Origin of the sequence: Affinirhizobium straminoryzae (genome assembly GCF_007004135.1) — a bacterium.
GTDB classification, from domain to species: Bacteria; Pseudomonadota; Alphaproteobacteria; order Rhizobiales; family Rhizobiaceae; genus Neorhizobium; species Neorhizobium straminoryzae.
Genome location: NZ_VJMG01000033.1, coordinates 1 through 24,994, shown reverse-complemented (window position 1 = coordinate 24,994; position 24,994 = coordinate 1). Strand labels below are relative to the sequence as shown.

Genomic DNA, 24,994 nt, shown 5'->3' with positions numbered 1-24,994 from the left:
ACACTCAGCCTGCCGTGGTGCAGGACTGCAGATCGTACATCCGGAACGACGGTTCGCCGTCGCTGTCGGACGAAGGGATAAAGGTGATGCGGCGGCTTTCGCCCGCAGCCAGATCGAAGGCATTGTCGGAGAAGCGGCCGGGCGTATCGCTCTCCACCATCACGTAAAGGCCGAGGCCCGCACTTTCGACGGTGATATCATAGCCGCCGAGCGGTGCCGGCGAGACGCTGAGCCCGAGGCCCGCCGGCTTCAGCGGCAGTGCCTTGTAGCTGCCATGCACGTAATGGCCGCTGCCGCCCATGCCGTTGCCGGCAGTGAAGTGCCAGGCCAGCAACGTGTTGGCCGGCAGGCTGGCGGCATCGATCACCGCCGCCACCACGGCGGCATCCGGCGGGCAGACCAGATCGACCGTCTCTACCGTTTGCCGTTCACCGGAGAGCGTCAGATGCTGGATGTTGAGCGTCAGCGCCACATCCGAGAGCGTATCGTTCACCGCCGAAAAGCGGATCTCGCTGCCATCCTGCGAGGGAATGGCGGACACAGTCACCGGCTGGAAGAAGCGCCGGGCCAGATAATGCAGCACCTTCCAGCCGCCGCCATAATCGAGGCTGGACCAGGAGGCGACCGGCCATGTGTCGTTCAGCTGCCAGTAGAGCGTGCCCATGCAGTGGGGCTTCAGCGAGCGCCAGTAATCCACCGCCGTGCGGATGGCGAGCGCCTGCTGCACCTGGCTGAGATAGACGAAGTTCGCGAAGCCTTCCGGAAAGCGGAAATAGCGGAACATGGTCGCGGCGATGCGTTCGTTGCCGCCGACATTCTTCTGGTGCAGCTCCATCACCGGCGAGGCGATGTTCATGTCCGCTTCCGCCGCATAGCTGCGGATCACCGGCAGCGAGGTGTAGGACTGGAAGCCGAATTCCGAGCAGAAACGCGGCCTGACCTTGCGGTAATCCTCGAACGGCTTGTTCTCGTGCCAGACGGACCAGTAGTGCATGTCGCCGGACCCGTCGGCATGCCAGGCGTCGCCGTAATCCATGTAACCGGAGGCCGGGCTTGAGGGCCACCAGATCGCCTCCGGCGCCGCCGCCTTCATCGCCTGCTCGATCGTGCGGTTCAGCCGGTCGTAGGAAACGACGTAGCGGTCGCGGTTCTCGACCGATTCCTTGAACCAGGTCAGCGCGCCGACCAGTTCGTTGTCGCCGCACCAGAGCACGATCGCGGCATGCGAGGCGAGCCGGCGCACCTGATAATCCACCTCCGCCGCCACATTCTCGAGAAAATCCGGCGTCGAGGGATAAAGGTTGCAGGAGAACTGGAAATCCTGCCAGACCATCAGGCCGAATTCGTCGCAGAGATCGTAGAACCAGTCCGCCTCGTAGAAGCCGCCGCCCCAGACGCGGATCATGTTCATGTTGGCATCGACCGCCGATTGCAGGAGATCGCGGGTCTTCTCCACGCTCGTCAGCGAAAACAGCGCATCGGCCGGAATCCAGTTGGCGCCGCGGCAGAAGATCTCGCGCCCGTTGATGGACAGCGCAAAACGGCTGCCGGCCGCATCCGGATTGGTCAGCAGTTCCGCGGTGCGCAGGCCGATCTTGCGTGTCACCGTTTCGTCGGGAAGCGAGACGGTCAGCGTATACAGCGCCTGCTCGCCGCTGCCGGCCGGCCACCAGAGGCGCGGCTCGTCGATCTCGAAGCGATAGGCCACCTGTGTTTCGCCGGCCTTCACCCCGCAGTCCAGCCGCACCCGCTCCTGACCGAGCGACAGCACAACCGGCACGACGCCGGGGGCTTCGGCAAACAGCGTGACGGTGACCGCCACCTCGACCCGGTCCGCATGATGGGTCTGGCGCGTGGTGACATGCTCGATGCGCGCCGCCTCCAGTTTTCTGAGCGCAATCGTGCCGTAAAGGCCAAGCGGCGCGAGTGCGATGTTCCAGTCCCAGCCGAAATGGCATTGCGGCTTGCGCAGCATGTTGCCGTTCGGGATCGGCGAATTGCCGCTGTGGTAGGGAATATAGAAGGGCTGGCGCGCCTGCCGCGCCGCCCCTTCGCGGATGCTGGAATGGAAGAGGATGCGGATGCGGTTGTCGCCGCGCTTCAGGTAAGCACCAACCGACGGACGATACCGGCGGAAGCAATTGTCAGCCTCCAGCACCACCTGCCCGTTGATCTCCACCGTCGCCACGGTGTCGAGATCGGTGATGTCGAGATACCAGTCGCCCTCGGCATCCTCCAGCACGAAATCCTGCTCGATCTGCCAGTCCCGAGCCGCCACCCAGCCGAGGTCGGTTTCGTTGCGACCGACATAGGGGTCGGGAATGAGGCCGGCATTGCGCAGTGCCGTGTGCACGTCGCCCGGAACGGGCATCAGGGCCTGGGTCTCCTCATCGAGGGATGACAGCCGCCAGGTGCCGGCGAGATCAAGGGTGGTCATGATGTCCGTCCTGTTTCAGCCATGAAAGGAAAGCCCCTCCGGCTGCCGAACTGGGGGCCGAGCCGCGGACCTCGGCCCGCCCTTCGGACCCAGCCACGCAGATGGAGAGGATCCGCGGCACCGACGCGCCATCATCAGCGCAGGGGTGGCGCGGCCAGGTTCGTCCCTCCCCCGTGTGGGGAGGGATTGGGAAGGGAACGTTTCCTGCGACCGACATCATCAGATACGGTCTTCGGTTTCCGCGTCGAACAGCGAGGCAAGGCCCATGTCGAAGCTCATGCGCACCCGGGCGCCGGGCGCATAGCGGCGGGCGCCGCCGATGCGCACCGACATGGTATGGCCGGCATGTTTCAGCCAGAGAAGATTGTCGGCTCCCATCGGTTCCTCGATGTCGACCGTCGCCTCGTGCAGTTCCGGTGAATTGACATCGCTATCAATCATGATGTGTTCGGGACGCAGGCCGAGAACCACCTTGCGCCCCGGCGTCAACGGCTCGGCGGCGTCATAGGCGTCAAGGCCGAAGGTGACGCCATGCGTCGTGAACACCGGTCGGTCGCCGGCAAGAGCGATCTCGCCACGCAGGAAGTTCATCGAGGGCGAGCCGATGAAACCGGCGACGAACAGGTTTCTCGGCCGGTTGTAGATGACGATCGGATCATCGAGCTGCTGGATGACGCCGCTCTTCATGATGGCGATGCGGTCGGCCAGCGTCAGCGCCTCGATCTGGTCGTGCGTCACGTAGATCATCGTGTTCTTGAGGTTCTGGTGCAGGCGCTTGATTTCGACGCGCAGTTCGGAGCGCAGCTTGGCGTCGAGGTTGGACAGCGGCTCGTCGAACAGGAAGACATCCACGTCGCGCACCAGTGCGCGGCCGATCGCCACGCGCTGGCGCTGGCCGCCGGACAGCTCGGCGGGCTTGCGCTTCAGAAGCGGGCCGATCTGCAGGATCTCGGCGGCGCGCGCCACCCGCTTGTCGATCTCCGCCTGCGGCACCTTGGCCACCTGCAGGCCGAAGGAGAGGTTCTTCTCCACCGTCATCTGCGGATAGAGCGCATAGGACTGGAATACCATGCCGATGCCGCGGTCCTTCGGTTCCTCCCAGGTGACATTGCGGTCCTTGATGAAGATCTGGCCGTCGGTCGGCTCCAGGAGGCCGGCAATGCAGTTGAGGAGCGTCGACTTTCCGCAGCCCGACGAGCCGAGCAGCACCAGGAACTCGCCGTCGCGGATGTCGAGATTGAGATCCTTCAGAACGGTGACGGCGCCGAAGGAAAGCGAAAGTTCACGAATGGAAACGCTGGTTGCCATGGGCTCAACCCTTTACTGCGCCGGCGGCGATGCCGCGGACGAACAATCTGCCGGAGACGAAATAGACGATCAGGGGCACGGCGCCGGTCAGCAGGGTCGCGGCCATGTTGACATTGTATTCCTTCACGCCCTGCACCGAGTTGACGATGTTGTTGAGCTGCACCGTCATCGGATAGGTGTCGGGCCGGGTGAAGACGACGCCGAACAGGAAGTCGTTCCAGATGCCGGTAACCTGCAGGATCATCGCCACCACGAAGATCGGCAGCGCCATCGGCAGCATGATGCGGAAATAGATCTGCCAGAAGCCGGCGCCATCGATGCGTGCCGCCTTGAACAGCTCTTCCGGCAGCGAGGTGAAATAGTTGCGGAACAACAGCGTCAGGATCGGCATGCCGAAGATGGTGTGCACGATGACGAGGCCGGTCAGGGTGCCGTAGACGCCGAGCTCGCGCAGCACGATGACGATCGGGTAGATCATCACCTGATAGGGAATGAAGGCACCGACGATCAGGATGGAGAAGAAGACGTCGGCCCCCTTGAAGCGCCAGTTGGCAAGCGCATAGCCGCTGACGGAAGCAACCGCGATCGATACCACCACGGACGGCAAGAGGATGCGCACCGAATTCCAGAAGCCGCGCGAAAGGCCGTCGCAGTTCAATCCGGTGCAGGCGGTCGCCCAGGCCTTCACCCAGGGTTCGAAGGTGATCTCCACCGGCGGCGAGAAGATGTTGCCGAGGCGGATCTCCGGCATGCCCTTCAGCGAGGTGACGACCATCACGTAAAGCGGCAGGAGATAATAGAGGGCCGCCACGATCAGCGTGCCGTAGAGGATGATGTTGCGCCGCGAGAGCGCCTTGCGGGGCTTTTTGCCGCGCGGGCCGGCCACCTGCCCCGACACGGAATCGAAGCTGGCGGCGGCGTTGAGAGAGCTGACATTAGCCACGCTTCTTCCCTCCGAATTCGAGATAGGCCCAGGGGATGACGATGATGGCGACCGTGATCAGCATCATGGTGGAGGCGGCAAAGCCCTGCCCCAGGTTCTGCGCCTGGAACATGTAGTCGTAGACATATTTCGCCGGCACTTCCGAGGCGATGCCCGGCCCGCCGCTGGTCTGCGCCACCACGAGGTCGTAGACCTTCACGATGCTGCTCGCGATCAGCACCAGCGTGGTGATGAAAACCGGCCGCATCATCGGGATGATGATGAAGATATAGGTGCGCCACATCGGGATGCCGTCGACGCGCGCGGCCTTCCAGATGTCCTCGTCGATGCCGCGAAGCCCTGCCAGCATCAGGCACATCACAAGGCCCGTGCCCTGCCACAGCCCGGCGATCAGGATGCCGTAGATGACGATGTCGGCATTGTAGAGCGGATCGAACTGGAAGCTCGTGAAGCCGAGGCTGCGCACGATGAACTGCACGCCGTATTCCGGATTGAGCACCCACTGCCACACCAGCCCCGTCACGATGAAGGACAGCGCGAAGGGATAGAGAAAGATGGTGCGGAAGGTGTTTTCGAACCGGATCTTCTGGTCCATCAGCGCAGCCAGCACGAAGCCGATGACGAGACTGAAAATCAGCGAGAGAATGCCGTAGATGGCAAGATTCTGGATCGAGATGATCCAGCGCGGCGCATCCCACAGACGCTCATACTGCTCGAGCCCGACGAATTTCAGCCGGGGCAGCAGCTTGGAATTGGTGAAGGAATAGACAACCGTCCAGACCGTGCCGCCGAGAAACACGACGAGTGCCACCAGCATCATCGGGATCAGCGCGATCTTGGAGTTCAGGTTGCGGAAAAGCTGGTTTGGTCGCCCAGCCGGCGCGTCGGACCTCATGCTGCATCATCCTCCTCAAGGACCGCCAGGATTGCCTGCGGGATCCGGTTCGCGCCAGCCTTCGCTTCGGCCGGGCGGTCCGGGATGCATGGCGACGGGTGCGGCGCGGGAGGACAAGGCTTCACCGTCATCGCGTCCGCTCCCGGCCGCCATGCATTCTTTCAATCCCGAGACGGGCATGGATGAACGGCCGCCGCACCCGAAGGCCGAGGCGGCCGCATCACCGGGCGGGGATCAGTCCGCCGCGGCGATGATCTCGGCGAAGCGCTTCTGCGCGGCCTCCGCCGTCATCGACGGATTGGCGAAGAACTGCGAGAACAGGTCTTCCTTCTGCTTCTGCGTATCGGGCGACAACAGCTGGTCGGTGCTGGAGAGAATGTTGCCCTTGGCCAGAACCTCGAGGCCCTTCTTCATGCAGTCATTGGCCGCCGACAGATCGACGTCGCCCCGGATCGGCAGCGAACCCTTCTTCAGGTTGAAGGCCACCTGGACCTTGGGATCGACAATGGTCTCAGCCAGAACGTCCTGCGCCTTCGACTTTGCCGCGTCCTTCAGCTTGGGGAAGTAGAAGGCATCACCACCTGCGGTCAGATACTGGTTGAGGCCAAGGCCCGGAAGGCAGGTATAGTCCGTTCCGGCCTTCTGGCCGGCCAGCTGGAATTCGCCCTGGGCCCAGTCACCCATGATCTGGCCGGCCGCCTTGCCGGTGATCACCATGTTGGTGGCCTGGTTCCAGTCCTGCACATTGGTGCCCTGCGCCATCTTGCGGGCATCGTCGGCCGCCTTGAAGATCTTCGCGACCTCCGGACCGGCCGCCGCCTTGGCGTCCTTGTCCTTGAAGACCTTCATGTAGAGATCCTTGCCGCCCAGCGAAATGATGAGCGTATCGAAGGCGCCGGTCGCCTGCCAGGGCTGGCCACCGATGGCCAGAGGCTGGATGCCGGCCTTCTGCAGCGCCGGACCGGCCGCCACGAACTCGTTCCAGTTCTTCGGCACGTCGACGCCCGCCTTCTTGAAGGCGGCATTGGAGAGCCACAGCCACTGCCACGAATGAATGTTGACAGGCGCGCAATAAATCTTGCCGTCGATCGTGCAGCTGTCGAGCAGGCTGGCAGGCTTGATGATCTCCTTCCACTTGCCCTTGGCGGCCACGTCGCTCAGATCGCGCATCAGGCCGGCCTCGACGAGTTCCTGCGCCTGGCGGCCGTGGTTGAACTGGGTGGCGCCCATCGGGTCGCCGCCGGTGATGCGGCTGATCATGATCGGACGGGCCGTACCGCCGGACCCGGCGATCGCGCCGTCGACCCACTTGTTGCCGGTGGCGTCGAAGGCCTTGGCGAGCTCCTTCACGGCGGCTGCTTCGCCACCGGAGGTCCACCAATGGGTGACTTCGAGGTCCGCCGCACCCGCATGAGCCGCGGGGATCAGGGCACTGGCCACGAGAATGGCTTTCAATGCACGCATATTCATGAGTCTCCTCCCTCACTGAAACGTTGCCGTAAAAAAACCTATGCGAATATCGGATTGGGTGCAACCGGGCTTCTTCGAAATTTTCCTGATACGTTCAATTTTCAATCCATGATTGAATTACGCTGCTCCGCGAGATCCCCATCATCGGCCGGAACAAGCATTAGAAAACACTGCTATTTTCCAGATATCAGCCTCAAAGGCCGTCATATTCGTTTCGCAACTGCATAATCTTTCCCGCGCCTGCGTTGCACAATCAAAAGGGGCATAAAATTCAAATCTCCTGAAATTTCTCCTCGACAATTCTCCTGCAACGTTACAGTTTTATGTTCTGGCAGAGGCCTTTGCGGGAGGAGGCGCTCGTTTCCAGGCGGCAGGAAGACGGTTATAGTCCGTCGCTTGAACGAGTGGATGCGCATGGACGACAGCAATATTTCGAAGAATCTCGGCCGCCCCCAATCCGGGCAAAAGTCCGGACAGCCGTCGGGAACCGTCTCGGGCAATGCCCGGCCGACCCTGAAGACAATCGCCTACATGACCGGTCTCGGCATCACCACCGTGTCACGGGCGCTGAAGGATGCGCCGGATATCGGCGTTGACACCAAGGAACGCGTCCGCCTTGTCGCCGCCCAGCTCGGCTACCAGCCGAACCGCGCGGGTGTGCGCCTGCGCACCGGCAAGACCAATGTGATTGCGTTGGTGCTGAGTATCGAGGAGGAGCTGATGGGCTTCACCAGCCAGATGATGTTCGGTATTTCCGAAGTGCTGGCCGGCACGCAGTATCATCTGGTGCTGACGCCGCACGTGCACCAGAAGGATCCGATGGCACCGGTGCGCTACATTCTCGATACCGGCTCCGCCGACGGAATGATCATCTCCCGGACGCTGCCGGACGATCCGCGCGTGGCGCTGATGACGGAGCGGAACTTTCCATTTGCCACCCATGGCCGCACCGACATGGGGATTTCCCACCCCTTCCACGATTTCGACAACGAAGCCTATGCCTTCCAGGCGGTGGAACGGCTGGCGGCACGCGGACGCCGGCGCATCGCGCTTCTGGCGCCGCCGGCCAAGCTCTCTTACTACCTGCATACCCGCATCGGCTTCGAACGGGGGCTTGCGACCTTCGGCGTGACGGAAGCCGCCATGGGTCGCGTCACCAGCGAGGCGCCGCTGGATGATATCCGCATGCAGATGCAGGCGCTGATGCAGTCGGCGGAACCGCCGGATGGCATCATCTCGATCAGCGGCAGCGCCACCATCTCGCTCGTCGCCGGGCTGGAGGCCGCCGGCAAACGGCTGGGCCACGAGGTGGACCTGGTCTCGAAGCAGTCGGCGGACCTTCTCAACTGGATCCGTCCCGAGATCTATACCATCAACGAGAATATCCGCCATGCGGGACGCGAGCTCGCCAAGGCGGTGATTGCCCGCATTGATGGCGTCGCGCCGGAACTGTTGCAGAGCATCAGCGGCCCTGTCTGGTCAGCCATGTCCCCGCACGACTGACGGCAAGGTCAGCTCGTGCCGAACGATCACGTGACAGGCCAGATCGGAACTGCCGGTCATCGGTCGGATCAGTGGCGCTCGAAGGCAGCCGGGTCGATGCCGAGCGTCACGAGATCGCGACGGGCAGGCTTGCGACCAGCCTCGACGGCGGCGGAAGCGGCGGCGGCAGCACCGAAAACAGCGATGGCACGACCGAGGAAACCACCGCGCATCCTGTTGATTGTCGTAGACATGTTCATCTCCTTCTGTCTGTCCGAAATATGGGAGTGAGGACATATTTCGGCAACGCACAAGAGAGGATGGGAGCCATGCAACCTTCGCATGCGAAACGACATCAGCCTTATCATTTGGTAAAGACTCGTCCCTTGTCGCAGCGCCGATCTTGTCGCACAGTCTGCCCGCCGGGATCGCCGGCATCAAAAGACCAGTCCGGCGGGCAGCACAGGAAATACCATGACCACGCTTTACGGCATCAAGAACTGCGACACGATGAAGAAGGCCCGCAGCTGGCTGGAGGAGAAGGGGATCGCGTACCGCTTCCACGACTACAAGGTGGACGGCATCGACCGCGCGCATCTGGAAGCCTGGACGAAGGCCAGAGGCTGGGAAACCGTTCTGAACCGGGCCGGCACCACCTTCCGCAAGCTCTCCGAGCCGGAGAAGGCCGATCTTTCCGCCAACAAGGCGATCGGCCTGATGCTCGCGCAGCCCTCGCTGATCAAGCGCCCCGTGCTGGAGCGTGACGGCGAGATCACCATCGGCTTCAAGCCGGAGATCTACGAAAGCCTGTTTGCCCGCTGATGCGGCCCCGGAATCCTCAATGTCGAAAACAACCCGCGCCACCCAGACGCTTGCCAAGGCCGGCATCGCCTTTAGCGTCCATACCTATGACTATGATCCCAATGCCGAACGGATCGGCCTGCAGGCGGCGGAAGCCATCGGCGAAGCGCCGCATCGGGTGCTGAAGACGCTGATGGTCGAGGTGGACGGCAAGCCGGCCTGCGTCGTCGTGCCCTCGGATCGCGAGGTGTCGATGAAGAAGCTGGCCGCCGCCTTCGGTGGAAAATCGGCGGCGATGATGAAGCCGGCTGCGGCCGAGAAGGCCACCGGCTATGTGGTCGGCGGCATCAGCCCGTTCGGCCAGAAGAAGCAGGTGCCGACCGCCATCGAGGAGACTGCGATGGCGCAGGCGCTCGTCTACATGAACGGCGGCCAGCGCGGGCTGCAGGTGCGCCTGTCGCCCGCCGATGCGCGCGCCGTGCTGAGCGCCATCGTCGCGCCGGTTGTTGCGGACACCTGATCGCCGGACTATGTCTGTCAGACATTGAACGTCCACAAGACAGGTGTTGCGCCCCATGACGATCCATTCCGTCCTCGCCCCCTCCGTCGATCCGGTGAAACTCGATAAGCTGGCGGAGGTGGCCGTCAAGGTCGGCCTGCAGCTGAAGGCGAACCAGGATCTCGTCATCACCGCCCCGATTGCCGCGCTTCCGCTGGTGCGCGAGATCACCAAGCATGCCTACATGGCCGGCGCCGGCCTCGTCTCGACCTTCTATTCCGACGAGGAAACGACGCTGGCGCGCTACCGCCATGCGCCTGACGCAAGCTTCGACCGCGCCGCGAACTGGCTCTATGACGGCATGGCAAAGGCTTATGAGGGCGGTGCCGCGCGTCTGGCGATTTCCGGCGACAATCCGATGATGCTCGCCAACGAGGACCCGCAGAAGGTGGCGCGCGCCAACAAGGCCAATTCGATCGCCTACAAGCCGGCGCTGGAAAAGATCTCCAACTTCGACATCAACTGGCACATCTGCTCCTATCCCAACCCGTCCTGGGCGCGGCAGGTCTTCCCGGATCTGCCGGAAGAGGAAGCCGTGCACAAGCTGGCCGAAGCGATCTTCTCCGCATCGCGCATCAACACGCCGGACCCGATCGCCGCCTGGGCCGAGCACAATGCCAACCTGAAAAAACGCTCGAGCTGGCTGAATAGCGAGCGCTTTGCCGCCCTGCATTTCTCCGGCCCCGGCACCGATCTGACGGTCGGCCTGGCCGATGGGCACGAATGGCATGGCGGCGCCTCCACCGCCAAGAACGGCATTACCTGCAATCCGAACATCCCGACCGAAGAGGTCTTCACCACGCCGCATGCGCTGAATGTGGAAGGCACCGTGTCCTCCACCAAGCCGCTGTCGCACCAGGGCACGCTGATCGACAATATCCAGGTGCGCTTCGAGGCGGGCCGCATCGTGGAGGCGAAGGCCTCGAAGGGCGAGGCCGTACTGAACAAGGTGCTGGATACCGATGAAGGCGCACGCCGCCTTGGCGAGGTGGCGCTGGTGCCGCATTCCTCGCCGATCTCAGCCTCCGGCATCCTGTTCTACAACACGCTGTTCGACGAGAACGCCTCCTGCCACATCGCACTCGGCCAGTGCTATTCGAAGTGCTTCCTCAATGGCGCCTCGCTGTCGCAGGATCAGATCAGGGCGCAGGGCGGCAATTCCTCGCTGATCCATATCGACTGGATGATCGGTTCCGGACAGGTCGATATCGACGGCATTCGCGCCGACGGCAGCCGCGTGCCGGTGATGCGCCAGGGCGAATGGGCCTGACGCACCGGCTTTTCTGATCCCTGCCCTGCCGCGGAGGAGCGGCGGGGCATTCATTCCCCACCCCATCCTACCGCGTCGATGCCGGCCTCGCCCGAGATCCCGGCCGCGGTAACAGACCTTCGGAGGATCACATGCTGCGTTTCGGAATTCTCTCCACCGCCCGCATCGGCCAGCAGGCCGTCATACCGGCCATCCAGGATGCGGAGAACGCCGTCGTTACCGCCATTGCCAGCCGCGACGAGGCCCGCGCCCGCGCGATGGCCGACCGCTTTTCCGTGCCCCACGCCTTCGGCTCCTACGAGGCGATGCTCGCCTCCGACCTGATCGATGCGGTCTATATCCCGCTGCCCACCAGCCAGCATGTGGAATGGACGGTGAAGGCGGCGGATGCCGGCAAGCATGTGCTCTGCGAAAAGCCGATTGCCCTGAAGGCCGACGAGATCGACCAGCTGATCGCCGCGCGCGACCGCAATGAGGTGCTGATCGCCGAAGCCTTCATGATCACCTATGCGCCGGTCTGGCTGAAAGTGCGCGAGCTTCTCGCCAACGGCGCCATCGGCCGGCTGCGCCATGTGCAGGGCGCCTTCAGCTATTTCAACCGCGACGCCTCCAACATGCGCAACATTCCCGAACTCGGCGGCGGCGGCCTGCCGGATATCGGCGTCTACCCCACCATGGCGACCCGCTTCTCGACGGCCAAGGAACCGCTGCGCGTGCAGGCCACCACCGAGCGCGACCGGGATTTCGGCACCGACATCTATTCGAGCGTGAAGGCCGATTTCGGCGATTTCGACCTCACCTTCTACATCGCCACCCAGCTTGCCGCCCGCCAGGTCATGGTCTTCCACGGCACGGACGGCTTCATCGAGGTGAAATCGCCCTTCAATGCCGACCGCTACGGCGCCGAGGAAGTGGAACTGACGGACCAGAAGCATGGCCGTTCGGAAATCTTCCGCTTCCCCGACAGCCGCCAGTACAAGCGCCAGGCCGAAGCCTTCGCCACCCGCGCGCTCGGCGGCGAGGCGGAGGTCGTGTCGCTCGAAAGCTCGCGCCTCAACCAGCGCTTCATCGATGCGGTCTATCGCGCCAGCGACAAGGACGGCTGGGAAACGGTCTGAGCCACAAGGCCCAACGCCGCGCGACAGCCTCCGGCAAACCGATCAAGAAGCATAAAACGCCGGCGCGACGGGACCCGTCCGCCGGCGTTTTACGCTTTGTTGACCATGACCAGTCTAGGTTTCGCCCACTGGACCTGCCGATCCCGAGATCGGCACGCCGCCGGACATGAGGTTGCCGGATGCCACACGGGGACCCATCGTGACCAGATCGACCTTTGCCGCCCTGGCGGCCCGCGCCACCGTAACACCCTCCGGCCCGTTTACCCGCTTCCTGCCGGCGCTGAGCGTCTATGCCGCCGTGACGATCACCGGCATCCTGCTGCTCGTGCTGCCGAAGGCCGGCGATTATGTCGGCCCGCATGACGGCGACACGCTGCGCCTCGTGCAGCTGCGCGATTTTCTCGCCGGCCAGGGCTGGTTCGACCTCACGCAATACCGCCTCGGCGCGGAGGGGGGCACGATCCTCGGCCTGTCGCGTCTGATCGACCTGCCGCTTGCCGGGCTGATCCGGCTGTTTGCCGCGGTCGGACACCCGCCCCTTGCGGCGGAAGCACTGGCGCTGACGGTCTGGCCGCTTGCCATCGCCACGCTGTTCATTGCGGCGGCCGGTTTCGGCGGACGCCAGCTGGCCGGCATGATCGGCATGCATGTGGCTTTCGGCCTGGCCAGCCTCCATGCCTTCACCTCGCTGCGCTTCTATCCGGGCGGCATCGATGCGATCAACGTGGAACTGTTCCTGCTTCTCGCGGTGGCGGGCCTGCTGATCGAGCGCCGTCGCTCGGCCGCCGCGCATGCGCTGGCCGGCGCGCTGGCCGCGCTCTCGCTGGCAATCGGAACAGAAACCGCGCCGCTGGTTGCCGTTGCGGCACTCGGTGTGGCCGTCCAATGGGCCTGGCATGGCGAGGCCTTCGCCCGCGCCGCCCGTGCCTTCGGCCTCTCGCTGTGCCTCGCCGTCACCGCCGTCCTTTTCGCCACCGTGCCGCCCTCCGCCTATGGGGAGGTGAGCGGCAACGGCGCCTCGCTCGGCCTCTTTGCCCTTGCCGCCGCCTTCGGTGCCGGGCTTTCGCTGCTGACGCTGGCGGGCCGAGATCGCGCGCGCGGCCTTCGCCTGCGGCTGGCCGGCGGGCTTCTGCTCGCTCTTGCCGCCGCCAGCCTGCTGCTTGCGCCGCACGGCCTGGACGGCCTGCTGTCCGGAGCCGATCTGCGGGTCCCGGAACCCGGGCTGGCCGGGCCGGCCGAGACGCGCGCGATCCTGACGCAGATCCGCCTTGCCCCCGAAATTGCCGGCGGCTTCTATGCGGTCGGCCTGTTTGCCGTGGCCGTCTGCCTGTTCCGGATCCGCGATCGCCAGCAGGTGGAGGCCCACCTGCTGCTCGGCGCGCTGATCCTGACCGCCTGGCTGCTGACGCTTGCGACGGTCCGCTACGCCGCCTTCGCCAATGCATTGTCGATCCTGCCGCTCTCCTTCCTGATCACCGATCTGCGCCGGCTGTCGCAGGCGGAGCCGGAAAACATCAATGCCGGCTTTGCCTATACGCTGGCCGTGCTGGCCGCCGCGCCCATCGTCTGGATCTTCCTCGGCACCGTCAGCCAGAAGGGCATCGGCAATGCAATCACCGTTCCGGCGATGACGCACGCCGTGGCGCCGCTGTCGCCGGCCGGCACCTGCCGGGGCGCGGCCAGCACCGCGCTGCTCGCCCGCCTGTCGCCCCGCACGGTCGCAGCCCCCTCCGCCAGCGGACCGGATATCCTGCGCTTCACCCGCCACCGGGTCCTCTCGGTTTACGCTACGGCGGACACGGCCGGCGCATCGCTGCCCGTCGAGATCGGCCTTTCCCCGGAACGGCAGGCGCTCGACCTGCTGCACGGGGCAAACGTCGCGCTGCTCGCGCTCTGCCCGACGGACGCGCAAACCATTGCCGTGGCCCGTGCCTATCCCGAGGGTCTCTATGCCATGCTGCTGAGAGGGGAGGTGCCGAACGATCTCCGGCTGGTTGCGGCGCCGAAACCCGGCGATCTCGCGGTCTATGCGGTACGGCCCCAGTGACGACCAGGTCACGGCCAACCGCAGCAGCGCCCCGGAACGCCGGGGGCGATGCCTGTCGAACGTGTGTTACGCCGTCTGGCGACGACCGTCGAAAGCGAACACGGCGCCCATCAGCGCCATCACGCCGACATTGTAACCGGCAATCGCAATGCCGAGGCTGAGCAAGGACACCGGGCCGGCGGAGACGAGGGCTGCGCCGCCAAACACGAACAGGATCAGCGTCGCGACGAGCGCGAGCGACAGCACGGATCTCAGGGCGCCGGTGGCAAAGCCGATGCAGGTAGCCGTCAGAAAGAGCACGTTCGGTCTCCTTTTCATCCTCGCGTGACGGATCCACACTTAGACGCAAACTTGTAAAAGAGTCCGGTTCGAGGCCGGTTCGACCTTAAAAGATCGCTCCTAGCTTTAATGGGCCTTAAAGCGGATAGTTCGAATTGTCGTCATTGGTTTCTTGTAGCATCCCGGGAAAATGCAGGTTTGCGCCGCCCCAACGGGTGAAATACCCTATGAAATGCGCTAGATGAGCCTGATGAACACGCTCTTCTCCTCCGATCCCCCGACCAATCTGACAGAGCAAACTGTCTCGGAGCTTTCGGGTTCGATCAAACGCACGGTCGAAACCGCCTTCGATCACGTTCGCGTGCGGGGAGAGATTTCCGGCTATCGTGGGCCGCATTCCTCCGGCCACGCCTATTTTGCGTTGAAGGACGACAAGGCCCGCATCGATGCAGTGATCTGGAAGGGCAGCTTTTCCAGGCTGAAGTTCCGCCCGGAAGAGGGCATGGAGGTGATTGCCACCGGCAAGGTCACCACCTTCCCCGGTTCGTCGAAATACCAGATCGTCATCGAGACGCTGGAGCCGGCCGGCGCCGGCGCGCTGATGGCCCTCATCGAGGAGCGCAAGCGCAAGCTTGGCGCCGAAGGCCTGTTCGATCCGGCGCGCAAGCGGCCCCTGCCCTTCATGCCGCAGGTGATCGGCGTCGTCACCTCGCCGACCGGCGCCGTGATCCGCGACATTCTCCATCGCATCACGGACCGCTTTCCCGTGCATGTCATCGTCTGGCCGGTGAAAGTGCAGGGCGAAGGCTCGGGCGACGAGGTGGCGAATGCGATCCGCGGCTTCAATGCGCTCGATCCGCTGGGCCCCATCCGCCGGCCGGACGTGCTGATCGTGGCGCGCGGCGGCGGCAGCCTCGAGGATCTCTGGAGTTTCAACGACGAGGCGGTGGTGCGCGCCGCCGCCGCCAGCGCCATCCCGCTGATCTCGGCCGTCGGCCACGAGACGGACTGGACGCTGATCGATTACGCGGCGGATGTGCGTGCGCCCACGCCGACCGGAGCCGCCGAAATGGCCGTGCCGGTGAAGGCCGATCTCGATGCGCAACTGGCAAGCCTCGGCGCGCGCCTGCGCGGTGCCACCAGCCGCCAGATGGAGACGCGCCGGCAGAGCCTGCGCGGTCTGGTGCGGGCGCTCCCCTCGCTCGACCAGCTGCTTGCCCTTCCCCGCCGGCGCTTCGATGAGGCCGCCGCCGGTCTCGGCCGCGGGCTCGAACGCACCGCGATCGAAAAGCGCCGCAGTTTCGAACGCGCCGCCGCCGGCCTTCGCCTCGACCTTCTCGCAAACCGCCTCGCCGAGCGCCGCCGTCAGGTGGGCGACCAGATGCTGCGCATGGATCGCTGGCTGGAGCGCAGGCTGCTTGGCGAACGCGGCCGCATCGACCGCGCCGAGGCACGGCTGTCCGGCCTGCCGCAACGGCTTTCCGGCCAGATCGCCCGTGAAAGACTGCATCTTGCGGCCCTTGCCCGTCAGGCGGGCAGCGCGCTTGGCCATTCCCTCAGCCGCAGCCGCGCCGCGATTGCCGCGCAGGACCGCGTGCTGCAATCGCTCTCCTACAAGAACGTGCTGAAGCGCGGCTATGCGGTGATCCGCAGCGAGGATGGAACGCCGCTGACGCGGGCGGCGGAGGTGGCGACGGGTCAGGCCCTCTCCCTGCAGTTTGCCGATGGCGCCGTGTCCGCCACCGCAGGCGCTGCGACGGATGCCGTTCCGCCCGCCCCGGCATCGCCCCCCGCGCCCCGCAAGCGAACCACAAAACCGGCCCCCGAGAAGGGACCCGATCAGGGCAGCCTGTTCTAGAGCCTGTCCGAGCCAAAAGTGCGTCTGCGGTTTTGCGTCCGGACTGCATGAAAACAAAGAGATAGAGTATTTCAGGTGATCCGGTTTTCGCTGAAAAATACTCTAGCGCAGTGGCAACCCGGTCCAACGCATGGGCCCACTGCACCACCGCCTTGCCGTGTCCTTTCGGATTCCGACACGGTCCCGCCTTAAAACTGCAATCTGCCGGACCTATCCTCGCTGAGGACGATGGGGAGGAAGACCATGCGACTGGCATCCTACAATGTCGAAAACCTGTTCGACCGCGCCAAGGTGATGATGCTGGATACCTGGGCGGAGGGCAGCGAGGTGCTGCAGGCCTTTGCCGAGGCGAACGAGATTCTCGGCAAGCCGCAATATTCGCAGGCCGACAAGGACAAGCTGGCGGAACTTCTGATCGAACTCGGGCTGGAAAAGTCCGACGAGGCCGGTTTCGTGATCCTGCGGCGCAATCGCGGCGAACTGCTGAAGCGCCCGCGCACCGGCGGCCTGGAGATCACGGCAGAGGGCCGCGCCGACTGGGTCGGGTCGCTGGAACTCAAGGAGGCGCCGGTCGATCACGAATCCATGCTGAACACGGCCCGCGTCATGGAGGCGCTGAAGGCGGATGTGCTGGGCGTGGTGGAGGCGGAAAGCCGTCCGAGCCTGCTGGCCTTCAACGAGCAGATCCTGCCCTCCGTGGGCGGCACGCCCTTCGACCATGTGATGGTGATCGACGGCAATGACAGCCGCGGCATCGATGTCGGCATTCTCACCCGCGCCGCCTATCCGCTGGTGTCCATGGTGAGCCATGTCGACGATGTTGTCGGCGGCGAGCGGATCTTTTCGCGCGATTGCCCGGATTATACGCTTGCCACCCCGTCCGGTGCGCGGCTGCATGTGCTGGTCAACCACTTCAAGAGCAAGGGCTATGGTGATCCGCGCCGTTCCGATGCGCGCCGCAAGGAACAGGCCACCCGCGTCCACGCCATCGTGGAGGGCCTGATCGCGGCCGGAGAGACGCATGTGGCCGTGATCGGCGACCTCAACGACACGCCGGACAGCGATCCTCTGGCGCCGCTGATCGAGGGCGGCCTGCTGACCGACGCCTTCCATCATCCTGCCTTCGAGGATGGCGGCTATCCCGGCACCTATGGCAGTTGCACCGCCAACAACAAGATCGATTACCTGCTGCTGTCGAAGGCTCTGTTCGACAAGGTCACCGCCGGCGGCGTGATCCGTCTCGGCATGTGGCCCGGAACGCGTCCGAAGAAGTGGGACGTGCTAGCGAGCCTCACCGCCAAGGTCAACGCCGCCTCCGACCACGCGGCGATCTGGGTCGATCTCGATCTCGGGTGATGCATGCGGAGCAGAAGGGCCGGTGCGACGGAATTGAAAAGCGCGCCGATCATCGAGGATGAGACGCTCCCGATCATTGCCGCCCCTTACCCCTTCTCCTCGAACGCCGAGAGATAGCGGGACAGCAGCGCGTCCAGCGCCTCGAACTCCGCCGCCGTGAGCGCCGCCGTCAGGCGATGCTGGTTGGCCACATGCGCGGTCACAGCCCGGTCGATGGTGGCGAAGCCCTTGTCCGTCAGGCCGATCAGCACGCTGCGGCGGTCTTCCGGATGGGCGATGCGCTCCACCAGGCCCTGTTTCTCCAGTTGGTCGATGCGGTTGGTCATGGTGCCTGATGTCACCATGGTGGCGGCCAGCAGGTCGCCGGGGGAGAGACGGTGCGGGTGGCCGGCGCGGCGCAGCGTCGCCAGCACGTCGAAGCTGGCGCGGTTGAGGCCGTGGGCGGCCAGCTCCGCCTCGATTTCGCGCGACAGATGGGCATGCAGGCGGCCAAGCCGGCCAAGCAGGCCCATCGGGGCGACGTCGAGATCCGGGCGCTCGCGGTGCCACTGGTCGAGAATGCGGGTGACGTGATCCATGACGACACTAAGCCGCCAAATTATCTTGACGTCAAGATTTATCCGAATATCTTGACGTCAAGATAATTGGAGACCTGCCATGAGCCGCCTCACCGATACCGCGCTGACCGCGCTTGCCCCCGCCATCTGGGGCTCGACCTATATCGTCACCACCCAGCTTCTGCCGCCCGGCCTGCCGTTGACGGTGGCGGCGCTGCGCGCCCTGCCGGCCGGCTTGTGTCTGCTTCTCATCGTGCGCCGCCTTCCCTGGGGCGCCTGGTGGTGGAAGAGCTTTGTCCTCGGCGCGCTGAATTTCTCGCTGTTCTGGGCCTGCCTCTTCGTCTCGGCCTATCGGCTGCCGGGCGGGGTGGCCGCCACCGTCGGCGCCATCCAGCCGCTGATCGTCATCGCGCTTGCCCGCGTGGTGCTGGGCTCCCCGGTGAAACTCCTGTCGGTGCTGGGCGGTCTTGCCGGTATCGCGGGCGTGGCGCTTCTGGTGCTCTCGCCGCAGGCGGTGCTCGATCCGCTGGGTGTCGCGGCGGGGCTGGCCGGCGCCGTCTCCATGGCCTGCGGTACGGTGATGAGCCGGCGCTGGAAGCCGCCGGTCTCGCCGCTCACCTTTACCGCCTGGCAGCTGACGGCGGGCGGCCTGCTGCTTTTGCCCGCCGCGCTGTGGCTGGAACCCGGCCTGCCGGTGCCGACACTGCAGAACCTGATCGGCTTTGCCTATCTCGGCCTGATCGGCGCGGCGCTGACCTATCTGCTCTGGTTCCGCGGCCTTGCCCGGCTGGAACCGTCCGCCGTCGCCGCCCTCGGTTTCCTCAGCCCGCTGGTGGCCGTGCTGCTCGGCTGGAGCCTGCTTGGCCAGGCGCTGACCGCCCCGCAGATCACAGGCGTCGTCGTGGTGCTCGCCAGCGTCTGGATCAGCCAGCGCGCCCAGGCCGGCGCCAGCCGCTGACAGACCCGGATCACCTGCGGGCGAAGACGATGGCCGAAAACGTCCGCTCTTCGTCCGCATCGATGCTTTTGCCTCTCGCCAGCAGCGATAGAGTGCGGCTATCCTTTCAAGCCATGGAGAGCCAAAAATGTCCGATACCGCCCTTGTCGTCATCGACGTGCAGGAATCCTTCCGTCACCGCCCCTATTGGGACACGGCGGACCTGCCCCGCTATCTGGAGCGCCAGCAGGCGCTGATCGACGCCGCCACCGCCCGCGGCCTGCCGGTGATCCAGGTCTTCCATGTGGAGGAGAGCGGCCCCTTCAGCAAGGAAAGCGGCCATGTTCGCACGCTGGAGGGCCTGCGCATCGCTCCCACCCGCATCGTCGAGAAGCGCCGCCACTCCGCGCTGGTCGGCTCCGGCCTTGATGTCTGGCTGGTGCAGAACGGCATCCGCAACCTGATCATCTCCGGCATCCGCACGGAACAGTGCTGCGAAACCACCACCCGCCACGCCTCCGATCTCGGCTTCAAGGTCACCTACGTGGCCGAGGCAACGCTGACCTTCCCGATGACGGATGCCGAGGGCGTGACCCACACCCCGGCCGACATCCGCCGCCATACGGCCATGGTGCTGAAGGATCGCTTTGCCCGCATCGCCAGCGTGGAAGACGCACTCGGCGCCGACAGGCTCGCCGCATGACGACACCCGGCACCGCCCGCACCGTTCCCGTCATCATGGTGGTGCCGCCGCATTCGCTGCTGCTCGATATCGCAGGACCCATGGAGGTCCTGCGCTATGCCAACCAGCATCAGGACGCGCTGACCTTCGCCCTGCACTATGTCTCGCCGAAACCGAGCCAGGTGACCTCGATCGGCCTTGCGCTTTCCGGCCTCGAACCGCTGCCCGACGAACTGCCGGACAATGCGCTGCTCGTCGTCTCCGGCGCGACCTCCGCCGTGCCCGATCCGCAGGAAACCGCCGCCGAGCGCGCCGAACTGGCGCGCTGGATGCGCCGCGTCGTGCGGCCGGACACGCGGATCGCAAGCATCTGCTCGGGCGCGCTGCTTGTGGCGGAGGCCGGCCTGATGGAGGGGCGCGCCTGCACCACCCATGCCGATTGCATCGCCGACCTGCGCCGTCTCGCGCCGACCGCGACCGTGCTTGAAAACCGGCTCTACGTGGATGATGGCAGGATCCTCTCCAGCGCCGGCATTTCCACCGGCATCGACCTGATGCTGCATATCGTGGCCGAGATGACGTCTGCCCCCGTCGCGCTGGCCGCCGCGCGCAAGATGGTGATCTATCTGAGGCGCAACGGCAGCGACCCGCAGATCTCGCCCTGGCTCTCCGGCCGCAACCATGTCCATCCGGCAATCCATGCCGTGCAGGATGCGATCATGGCCGATCCCGCCGCAGACTGGTCCGTGGCGCGGCTTGCCGGCCTTGGCCATCTCAGCGAGCGGCACCTGTCGCGGCTGTTTCGCGAGCATACCGGCCTGTCGCTGATCGATTACGTCAACCTGATGCGGGTAACGCTGGCGCGTGACATCATCCGCCAGTCGCGGCTCGATCTCGAAAATGTCGCTGCCCGCACCGGCTTTGCCTCGGCGCGGCACCTGCGGCGCATCTGGCGAAAGCATTACGACCAGCCGCCGAGCCTGGCGCGCGAACATGTCGGCCGTTCATCCGCCTGATCCGTCCATCACGCAAATTGAATGGTCGAAGCCTGTCCGGGACGCTAGGGTCGCGCCATATCCGTCATCCCTTTTCCGACCCGGAGGTTTTCATGCACTTGCGCCCGCTCGGCCGCACCGGCCTTTCCATCGCCCCCGTCGTCTTCGGCGGCAATGTCTTCGGCTGGACGGCCGACGAGAACACCTCCTTTGCCCTGCTCGACCGCTTTTTCGAGGCGGGCTTCAACACGATCGACACGGCGGATGTCTATTCCCGCTGGGCGCCCGGCCACCAGGGCGGCGAATCCGAAACCATCATCGGCCGCTGGCTGAAGCGCGGCGGCGTGGCGCGCGACAAGGCCATCATCGTCACCAAGGTCGGCTCGGACATGGGCCAGGGCAAGGTGGACCTCTCGGCAAAATGGATCGAGAAGGCCGTCGAGGCTTCGCTCACGCGCCTCGGCACCGATTACATCGATCTCTACCTGTCCCACTGGCCGGACGCCGAAACGCCCTATGAGGAAACGCTCGCCGCCTTCGACCGGCTGAAACAGGCCGGCAAGATCCGCGCCATCGGCTGCTCCAATCTGGATACCGGCCAGCTTCGCGCCGCGCTCGATGCCGCGGCCACGGCCGGCCTGCCGCGCTATGATGTGCTGCAGCCCGAATACAATCTCTATACGCGCGACAAGTTCGAAGGGCCGCTGGCGGATCTCTGCATCGCCGAGGAGATCGGCGTGATCAGCTATTATGCGCTGGCCGCCGGCTTTCTCACCGGCAAGTACCGCAAGGCGGAGGATACGGAAGGTGTCGCCCGCTCCTACCGCGTCGGCAGCTATCTGGACGAGAAGGGTCACCGGGTTCTCGCCGCCCTCGATGCGGTTGCCGCCGAGACGGGCGCGAGCCTTGCCACCATCGCGATCGCCTGGGTGGCGGCGCGCCCCGGCATCACCGCGCCGATTGCCTCGGCCACCTCGCTGTCGCAGCTCGATGCGATGATCGCCGCCGGCTCGCTGAGGCTGACAGAAGCGCAGCTGCAGCGTCTGAACGAGGCCGGCGCATGAGTCTGATCATCCGTGAGGCCCGCGCCGGGGACGAGGCGGGCTGGCGCCGCCTCTGGGCCGCCTATGTCGACTTCTACCAGGTCGACATTTCCGAGGCGGTCACCGCCTCCACCTGGAGCAAGATCCTGAGCCCGGACAGCGCCCTCTTCCTGCGGGTGGCGGAGCGGGAGGGCCGGATTGTCGGTTTCGCACTCTGCCTCACCCATGAAGGCAGCTGGATTCTCGGCCGCGACTGCTATCTTGAGGATCTGTTCGTCGATGCCAGCGAACGGGGCAAGGGCGTCGGTCGCGCGCTGCTCGATGACCTCGTCGCCCTGTCGAAGGAGCACGGCTGGTCGCGCCTCTACTGGCACACCGCCGAAACCAACGTGACCGCGCGAAAACTCTACGATTCCTATGTCGCGTCCGACGGCCATCTGCGCTACCGGATCAATTTCTGAGCACGGCCCGCGCTGCCGCGGCCACGGCCGCGCGGCGTCTCATCCGCGATGGCGGAAGAAATCGACAAAGGCCCTGAGCGGCGGGCGCATCTGCCGCCGCGAGGGATAATAGATGTAGAAGCCGTCGAAGGGCGGGCACCAGTCCTTCAGCACGCGGATCAGTCGTCCCGCCGCGATATCCTCGTCCACGCGCCGGTCGAACAGGAAGGCAAGCCCGATACCGTCGAGGGCGGCGCGGCGCATCATACCCTGATCCGAGAGGATCAGCGGGCCGTTGACATCCACGATCAGCGGTTTGCCCTCCCGCTCCAGTTCCCAGCGATAGATGGCACCGCTTGAGAAGCGCCGGCGGATGCAGCGGTGCTGCATGAGATCGCGCGGATGCTCGGGCGCCGGCCGGGTGGCGAGATAGGCGGGCGAGCCGACGATTGCGCCCTGCCAGGGGCCGCTGGCCCGGACCGCGATCATATCCGCCTCCAGATGCTCGCCAAGCCTCAAGCCCGCATCGCGGCCACGTTCCACGATATCCTCGAAGCGATCCTCCGTGCGCAAGTCCAGCTCGATATCGGGATAGAGGGCCAGAAATTCGGAGAGGCGCGGCAGGATCAGCTCATCCGCCGCCAGCTGCGGCATGGTCAGCCGCAGTGGCCCGGCCGGCCGATCCCGCCCGTCGGCCAGCCCGTCCAGCACCGCGGAGATTTCGGACAAGGCCGGTCCGAGCGTCGCGATCAGCTGCCGGCCTTCCTCGGTCGGCGCGACGCTGCGGGTGGTGCGCTGCAACAGCCGGATGCCGAGGCTGTCCTCCAGCGCCGCGACGGCATGGCTGACGGCAGACGGCGCGATCGCCAGTTCCGCCGCCGCCTTGCGGAAGCTGCGATGTTCGGCGACGGCCGCGAGAACGGCGAGTTGGGAAAGCTGGGTCCGGTTCATTGTTCGAAATGATAGAACAGCCTGAGGCGATTTGCAGCCATTTTCGTTCCGATCGGTTCCCTCTAGAGTGCCTTCATGCCGGTGCCGGACCTTGCCGTCCGCGTCCGCCGCAACAGGTTTCAACAGCACAGCCGCATCAGGAGATCCTTTCATGCAAACCCGTTCTCTCGGTTCGCTCACCACCTCGGCGCTTGGCCTTGGCTGCATGGGCATGACGCATGCCTACAGCCCCTCGACAGACGAGGCTGCCTCGCTTGCCACGCTTGCCCGCGCCGTCGATCTCGGCGTCACCCTGTTCGATACGGCCGAGGTCTACGGCCCCTTCACCAATGAGGAACTGGTCGGCAAGGGCCTGAAGCCCTATCGCGACAGGGTTCTGATCGCCACCAAGTTCGGCTTCACCATCGGAGACGAGGCGAAGGCCGCCCGTCCCTCCGGCACCGACAGCCGGCCGGAGCATGTGCGGGCGGTCGCCGAAGCCTCGCTGAAGCGGCTCGGCGTCGAGGTGATCGATCTCTTCTACCAGCACCGCGTCGATCCGGACGTGCCGATCGAAGAGACTGTCGGCGCCATGGCCGATCTCGTGAAGGAAGGCAAGGTCAGGGCGCTTGGCCTGTCCGAAGCCAGCGCCGCAACGCTGCGGCGGGCGCATGCCGTGCATCCCATCGCCGCCATCCAGAGCGAATATTCGCTGTGGACGCGCGATCCGGAGGAAAACGGCGTTCTCGCCACCTGCCGCGACCTTGGCATCGGCTTCGTGCCCTTTTCGCCGCTCGGCCGCGGCGCGCTGACCGGCGCGCTGAAAAGCCTCGACGGCCTCGCCGACAACGACTTCCGCCGCGCCCTGCCGCGCTTCCAGGGCGAGAATTTTGACGCCAATGTCGCGCTCATCTCGCTGCTCGAACAGATGGCCGAGGCAAAGGGCGTCACTGCAGGCCAGCTGGCGCTGGCCTGGGTGCTGGCGCAGGGCGATTTCATCGTCCCGATCCCCGGCACCACCAAGATCGCCAACCTGGAGAAGAACGTCGCCGCTGCCGCGATCACGCTTTCGCCGGACGAGGTGAAGGAGCTGGGCGATCTTCTTTCCCCCGCCAAGGTGAAGGGCGCACGCTATCCGGAATCGATGGCGAAGATGGCAAACCGGTAGGGCCACCCCGTTCGCGCACGACTCTCCCCCTATGCCTGCGGGGCATCTTCCCCTCAAGGGGAGGAGATCGCATCGCGGCATCGCCTTCCCGCCCCATGACCGTCGCAATCGAAGAAAGCGCTTTGACCTCTCAGGGTAGCGACCGTCCCTAAAAACAAAAAGACCCCTCCCAACCCTCCCCACAAGGGGAGGGCCCTAACCCGGACGACCCGCCGAAGCCAATCGAAGCATGGGCGGGTGCCGTCTGCGGTCTCCCCCCTTGTGGTGGGGTGAGGAGCGGTTCGCGAAGCGAAGAAATCGATCCAGTGAATCGATTGCAGGGACGAACGCGGCAGCCAGAGGGAGTATCGCGTCGGCGCGCCAACAGCGACCGTCCGTAAAAACAAAAAGAACCCTCCCACCCCTCCCCACAAGGGGGA

At 65.1% G+C, this 24,994-nt stretch carries 23 protein-coding genes; 14 read left to right on the top strand and 9 right to left on the bottom strand.

Annotation, left to right across the window (positions count from 1 at the left end):
• Positions 1 to 4: 4 nt before the first annotated feature.
• From FNA46_RS13245 to FNA46_RS13225, 5 genes are all read right to left on the bottom strand, one after another.
• The gene (locus FNA46_RS13245; protein WP_143125681.1) at positions 5 to 2,437 is read right to left on the bottom strand and encodes a beta-mannosidase; all 2,433 of its coding nucleotides are present in this window, start codon (positions 2,435 to 2,437) and stop codon (positions 5 to 7) included.
• 219 nt (positions 2,438 to 2,656) lie between these two features.
• Complete coding sequence (locus FNA46_RS13240; RefSeq protein WP_143125680.1) at positions 2,657 to 3,745, bottom strand: ABC transporter ATP-binding protein; 1,089 nt, start codon at positions 3,743 to 3,745, stop codon at positions 2,657 to 2,659.
• Positions 3,746 to 3,749: 4 nt separating this feature from the next.
• The gene (locus tag FNA46_RS13235) at positions 3,750 to 4,688 is read right to left on the bottom strand and encodes a carbohydrate ABC transporter permease (protein ID WP_143125679.1); all 939 of its coding nucleotides are present in this window, start codon (positions 4,686 to 4,688) and stop codon (positions 3,750 to 3,752) included.
• Positions 4,681 to 5,583, bottom strand: a complete 903-nt coding sequence (locus FNA46_RS13230) for a carbohydrate ABC transporter permease (RefSeq protein WP_143125678.1) — start codon at positions 5,581 to 5,583, stop codon at positions 4,681 to 4,683. Before FNA46_RS13230 ends, FNA46_RS13235 begins: the two co-directional genes overlap by 8 nt.
• Before the next feature lie 234 nt (positions 5,584 to 5,817).
• The gene (locus tag FNA46_RS13225) at positions 5,818 to 7,047 is read right to left on the bottom strand and encodes an ABC transporter substrate-binding protein (protein ID WP_425468759.1); all 1,230 of its coding nucleotides are present in this window, start codon (positions 7,045 to 7,047) and stop codon (positions 5,818 to 5,820) included.
• Positions 7,048 to 7,467: 420 nt separating this feature from the next.
• Between FNA46_RS13225 and FNA46_RS13220 the strand changes: the two genes are divergently transcribed.
• Positions 7,468 to 8,556, top strand: a complete 1,089-nt coding sequence (locus FNA46_RS13220; protein ID WP_143125676.1) for a LacI family transcriptional regulator — start codon at positions 7,468 to 7,470, stop codon at positions 8,554 to 8,556.
• Between the two features lie 68 nt (positions 8,557 to 8,624).
• Here the strand turns inward: FNA46_RS13220 and FNA46_RS26055 are convergent, their stop codons facing one another.
• Entirely contained in the window at positions 8,625 to 8,789 is a 165-nt protein-coding gene (locus FNA46_RS26055; protein ID WP_185969844.1) for a hypothetical protein, read from the bottom strand.
• A 220-nt stretch (positions 8,790 to 9,009) separates the two neighbouring features.
• On the opposite strand from FNA46_RS26055, the gene FNA46_RS13215 reads away from it, so the two are divergent.
• From FNA46_RS13215 to FNA46_RS13195, 5 genes are all read left to right on the top strand, one after another.
• Positions 9,010 to 9,357, top strand: a complete 348-nt coding sequence (locus tag FNA46_RS13215) for an ArsC family reductase (RefSeq protein WP_143125675.1) — start codon at positions 9,010 to 9,012, stop codon at positions 9,355 to 9,357.
• Between the two features lie 19 nt (positions 9,358 to 9,376).
• Positions 9,377 to 9,856: a Cys-tRNA(Pro) deacylase gene (ybaK, locus tag FNA46_RS13210; RefSeq protein WP_143125674.1), complete on the top strand. Its 480-nt coding sequence runs from the start codon at positions 9,377 to 9,379 to the stop codon at positions 9,854 to 9,856.
• Between the two features lie 55 nt (positions 9,857 to 9,911).
• Positions 9,912 to 11,165: an aminopeptidase gene (locus FNA46_RS13205; protein ID WP_143125673.1), complete on the top strand. Its 1,254-nt coding sequence runs from the start codon at positions 9,912 to 9,914 to the stop codon at positions 11,163 to 11,165.
• A gap of 131 nt (positions 11,166 to 11,296) precedes the next feature.
• A complete protein-coding gene (locus FNA46_RS13200; protein ID WP_143125672.1) occupies positions 11,297 to 12,283 on the top strand; it encodes a Gfo/Idh/MocA family protein in 987 nt (328 codons plus the stop codon).
• A 199-nt stretch (positions 12,284 to 12,482) separates the two neighbouring features.
• A complete protein-coding gene (locus tag FNA46_RS13195; RefSeq protein ID WP_143125671.1) occupies positions 12,483 to 14,330 on the top strand; it encodes a hypothetical protein in 1,848 nt (615 codons plus the stop codon).
• A 66-nt stretch (positions 14,331 to 14,396) separates the two neighbouring features.
• On the opposite strand, the gene FNA46_RS13190 is transcribed toward FNA46_RS13195, so the two are convergent.
• Positions 14,397 to 14,630: a hypothetical protein gene (locus FNA46_RS13190; RefSeq protein ID WP_143125670.1), complete on the bottom strand. Its 234-nt coding sequence runs from the start codon at positions 14,628 to 14,630 to the stop codon at positions 14,397 to 14,399.
• 229 nt (positions 14,631 to 14,859) lie between these two features.
• Here FNA46_RS13190 and xseA point away from each other — a divergent pair, with 229 nt between their 5' ends.
• Both xseA and FNA46_RS13180 read left to right on the top strand, forming a co-directional pair.
• Positions 14,860 to 16,467, top strand: coding sequence for an exodeoxyribonuclease VII large subunit (gene xseA / locus FNA46_RS13185; RefSeq protein ID WP_143125686.1), 1,608 nt, complete (start codon positions 14,860 to 14,862; stop codon positions 16,465 to 16,467).
• 243 nt (positions 16,468 to 16,710) lie between these two features.
• Positions 16,711 to 17,823, top strand: a complete 1,113-nt coding sequence (locus tag FNA46_RS13180) for an endonuclease/exonuclease/phosphatase family protein (RefSeq protein WP_143125669.1) — start codon at positions 16,711 to 16,713, stop codon at positions 17,821 to 17,823.
• Positions 17,824 to 17,909: 86 nt separating this feature from the next.
• Here FNA46_RS13180 and FNA46_RS13175 read toward each other — a convergent pair whose 3' ends face one another.
• Positions 17,910 to 18,401 (bottom strand): MarR family winged helix-turn-helix transcriptional regulator, encoded by a 492-nt coding sequence (locus tag FNA46_RS13175; protein WP_143125668.1) that lies wholly within the window; start codon positions 18,399 to 18,401, stop codon positions 17,910 to 17,912.
• Positions 18,402 to 18,480: 79 nt separating this feature from the next.
• Between FNA46_RS13175 and FNA46_RS13170 the strand changes: the two genes are divergently transcribed.
• The 5 genes from FNA46_RS13170 to FNA46_RS13150 all read left to right on the top strand — a co-directional run bounded on the left by FNA46_RS13170 (position 18,481) and on the right by FNA46_RS13150 (position 22,498).
• On the top strand, positions 18,481 to 19,338 hold the full coding sequence (locus tag FNA46_RS13170; protein WP_143125667.1) for an EamA family transporter: 858 nt from the start codon (positions 18,481 to 18,483) through the stop codon (positions 19,336 to 19,338).
• A gap of 127 nt (positions 19,339 to 19,465) precedes the next feature.
• Complete coding sequence (locus tag FNA46_RS13165; protein ID WP_143125666.1) at positions 19,466 to 20,020, top strand: isochorismatase family protein; 555 nt, start codon at positions 19,466 to 19,468, stop codon at positions 20,018 to 20,020.
• A complete protein-coding gene (locus FNA46_RS13160) occupies positions 20,017 to 21,015 on the top strand; it encodes a GlxA family transcriptional regulator (protein WP_143125665.1) in 999 nt (332 codons plus the stop codon). The genes FNA46_RS13165 and FNA46_RS13160 overlap by 4 nt, the downstream gene beginning before the upstream one ends.
• Positions 21,016 to 21,107: 92 nt before the next feature.
• Positions 21,108 to 22,058 (top strand): aldo/keto reductase, encoded by a 951-nt coding sequence (locus tag FNA46_RS13155; protein WP_143125664.1) that lies wholly within the window; start codon positions 21,108 to 21,110, stop codon positions 22,056 to 22,058.
• Positions 22,055 to 22,498, top strand: a complete 444-nt coding sequence (locus FNA46_RS13150; RefSeq protein ID WP_143125663.1) for a GNAT family N-acetyltransferase — start codon at positions 22,055 to 22,057, stop codon at positions 22,496 to 22,498. Before FNA46_RS13155 ends, FNA46_RS13150 begins: the two co-directional genes overlap by 4 nt.
• Positions 22,499 to 22,537: 39 nt before the next feature.
• Here FNA46_RS13150 and FNA46_RS13145 read toward each other — a convergent pair whose 3' ends face one another.
• Positions 22,538 to 23,428 (bottom strand): LysR family transcriptional regulator, encoded by an 891-nt coding sequence (locus tag FNA46_RS13145; RefSeq protein WP_143125662.1) that lies wholly within the window; start codon positions 23,426 to 23,428, stop codon positions 22,538 to 22,540.
• Positions 23,429 to 23,579: 151 nt separating this feature from the next.
• On the opposite strand from FNA46_RS13145, the gene FNA46_RS13140 reads away from it, so the two are divergent.
• A complete protein-coding gene (locus tag FNA46_RS13140) occupies positions 23,580 to 24,575 on the top strand; it encodes an aldo/keto reductase (RefSeq protein WP_143125661.1) in 996 nt (331 codons plus the stop codon).
• Positions 24,576 to 24,994: the final 419 nt, after the last annotated feature.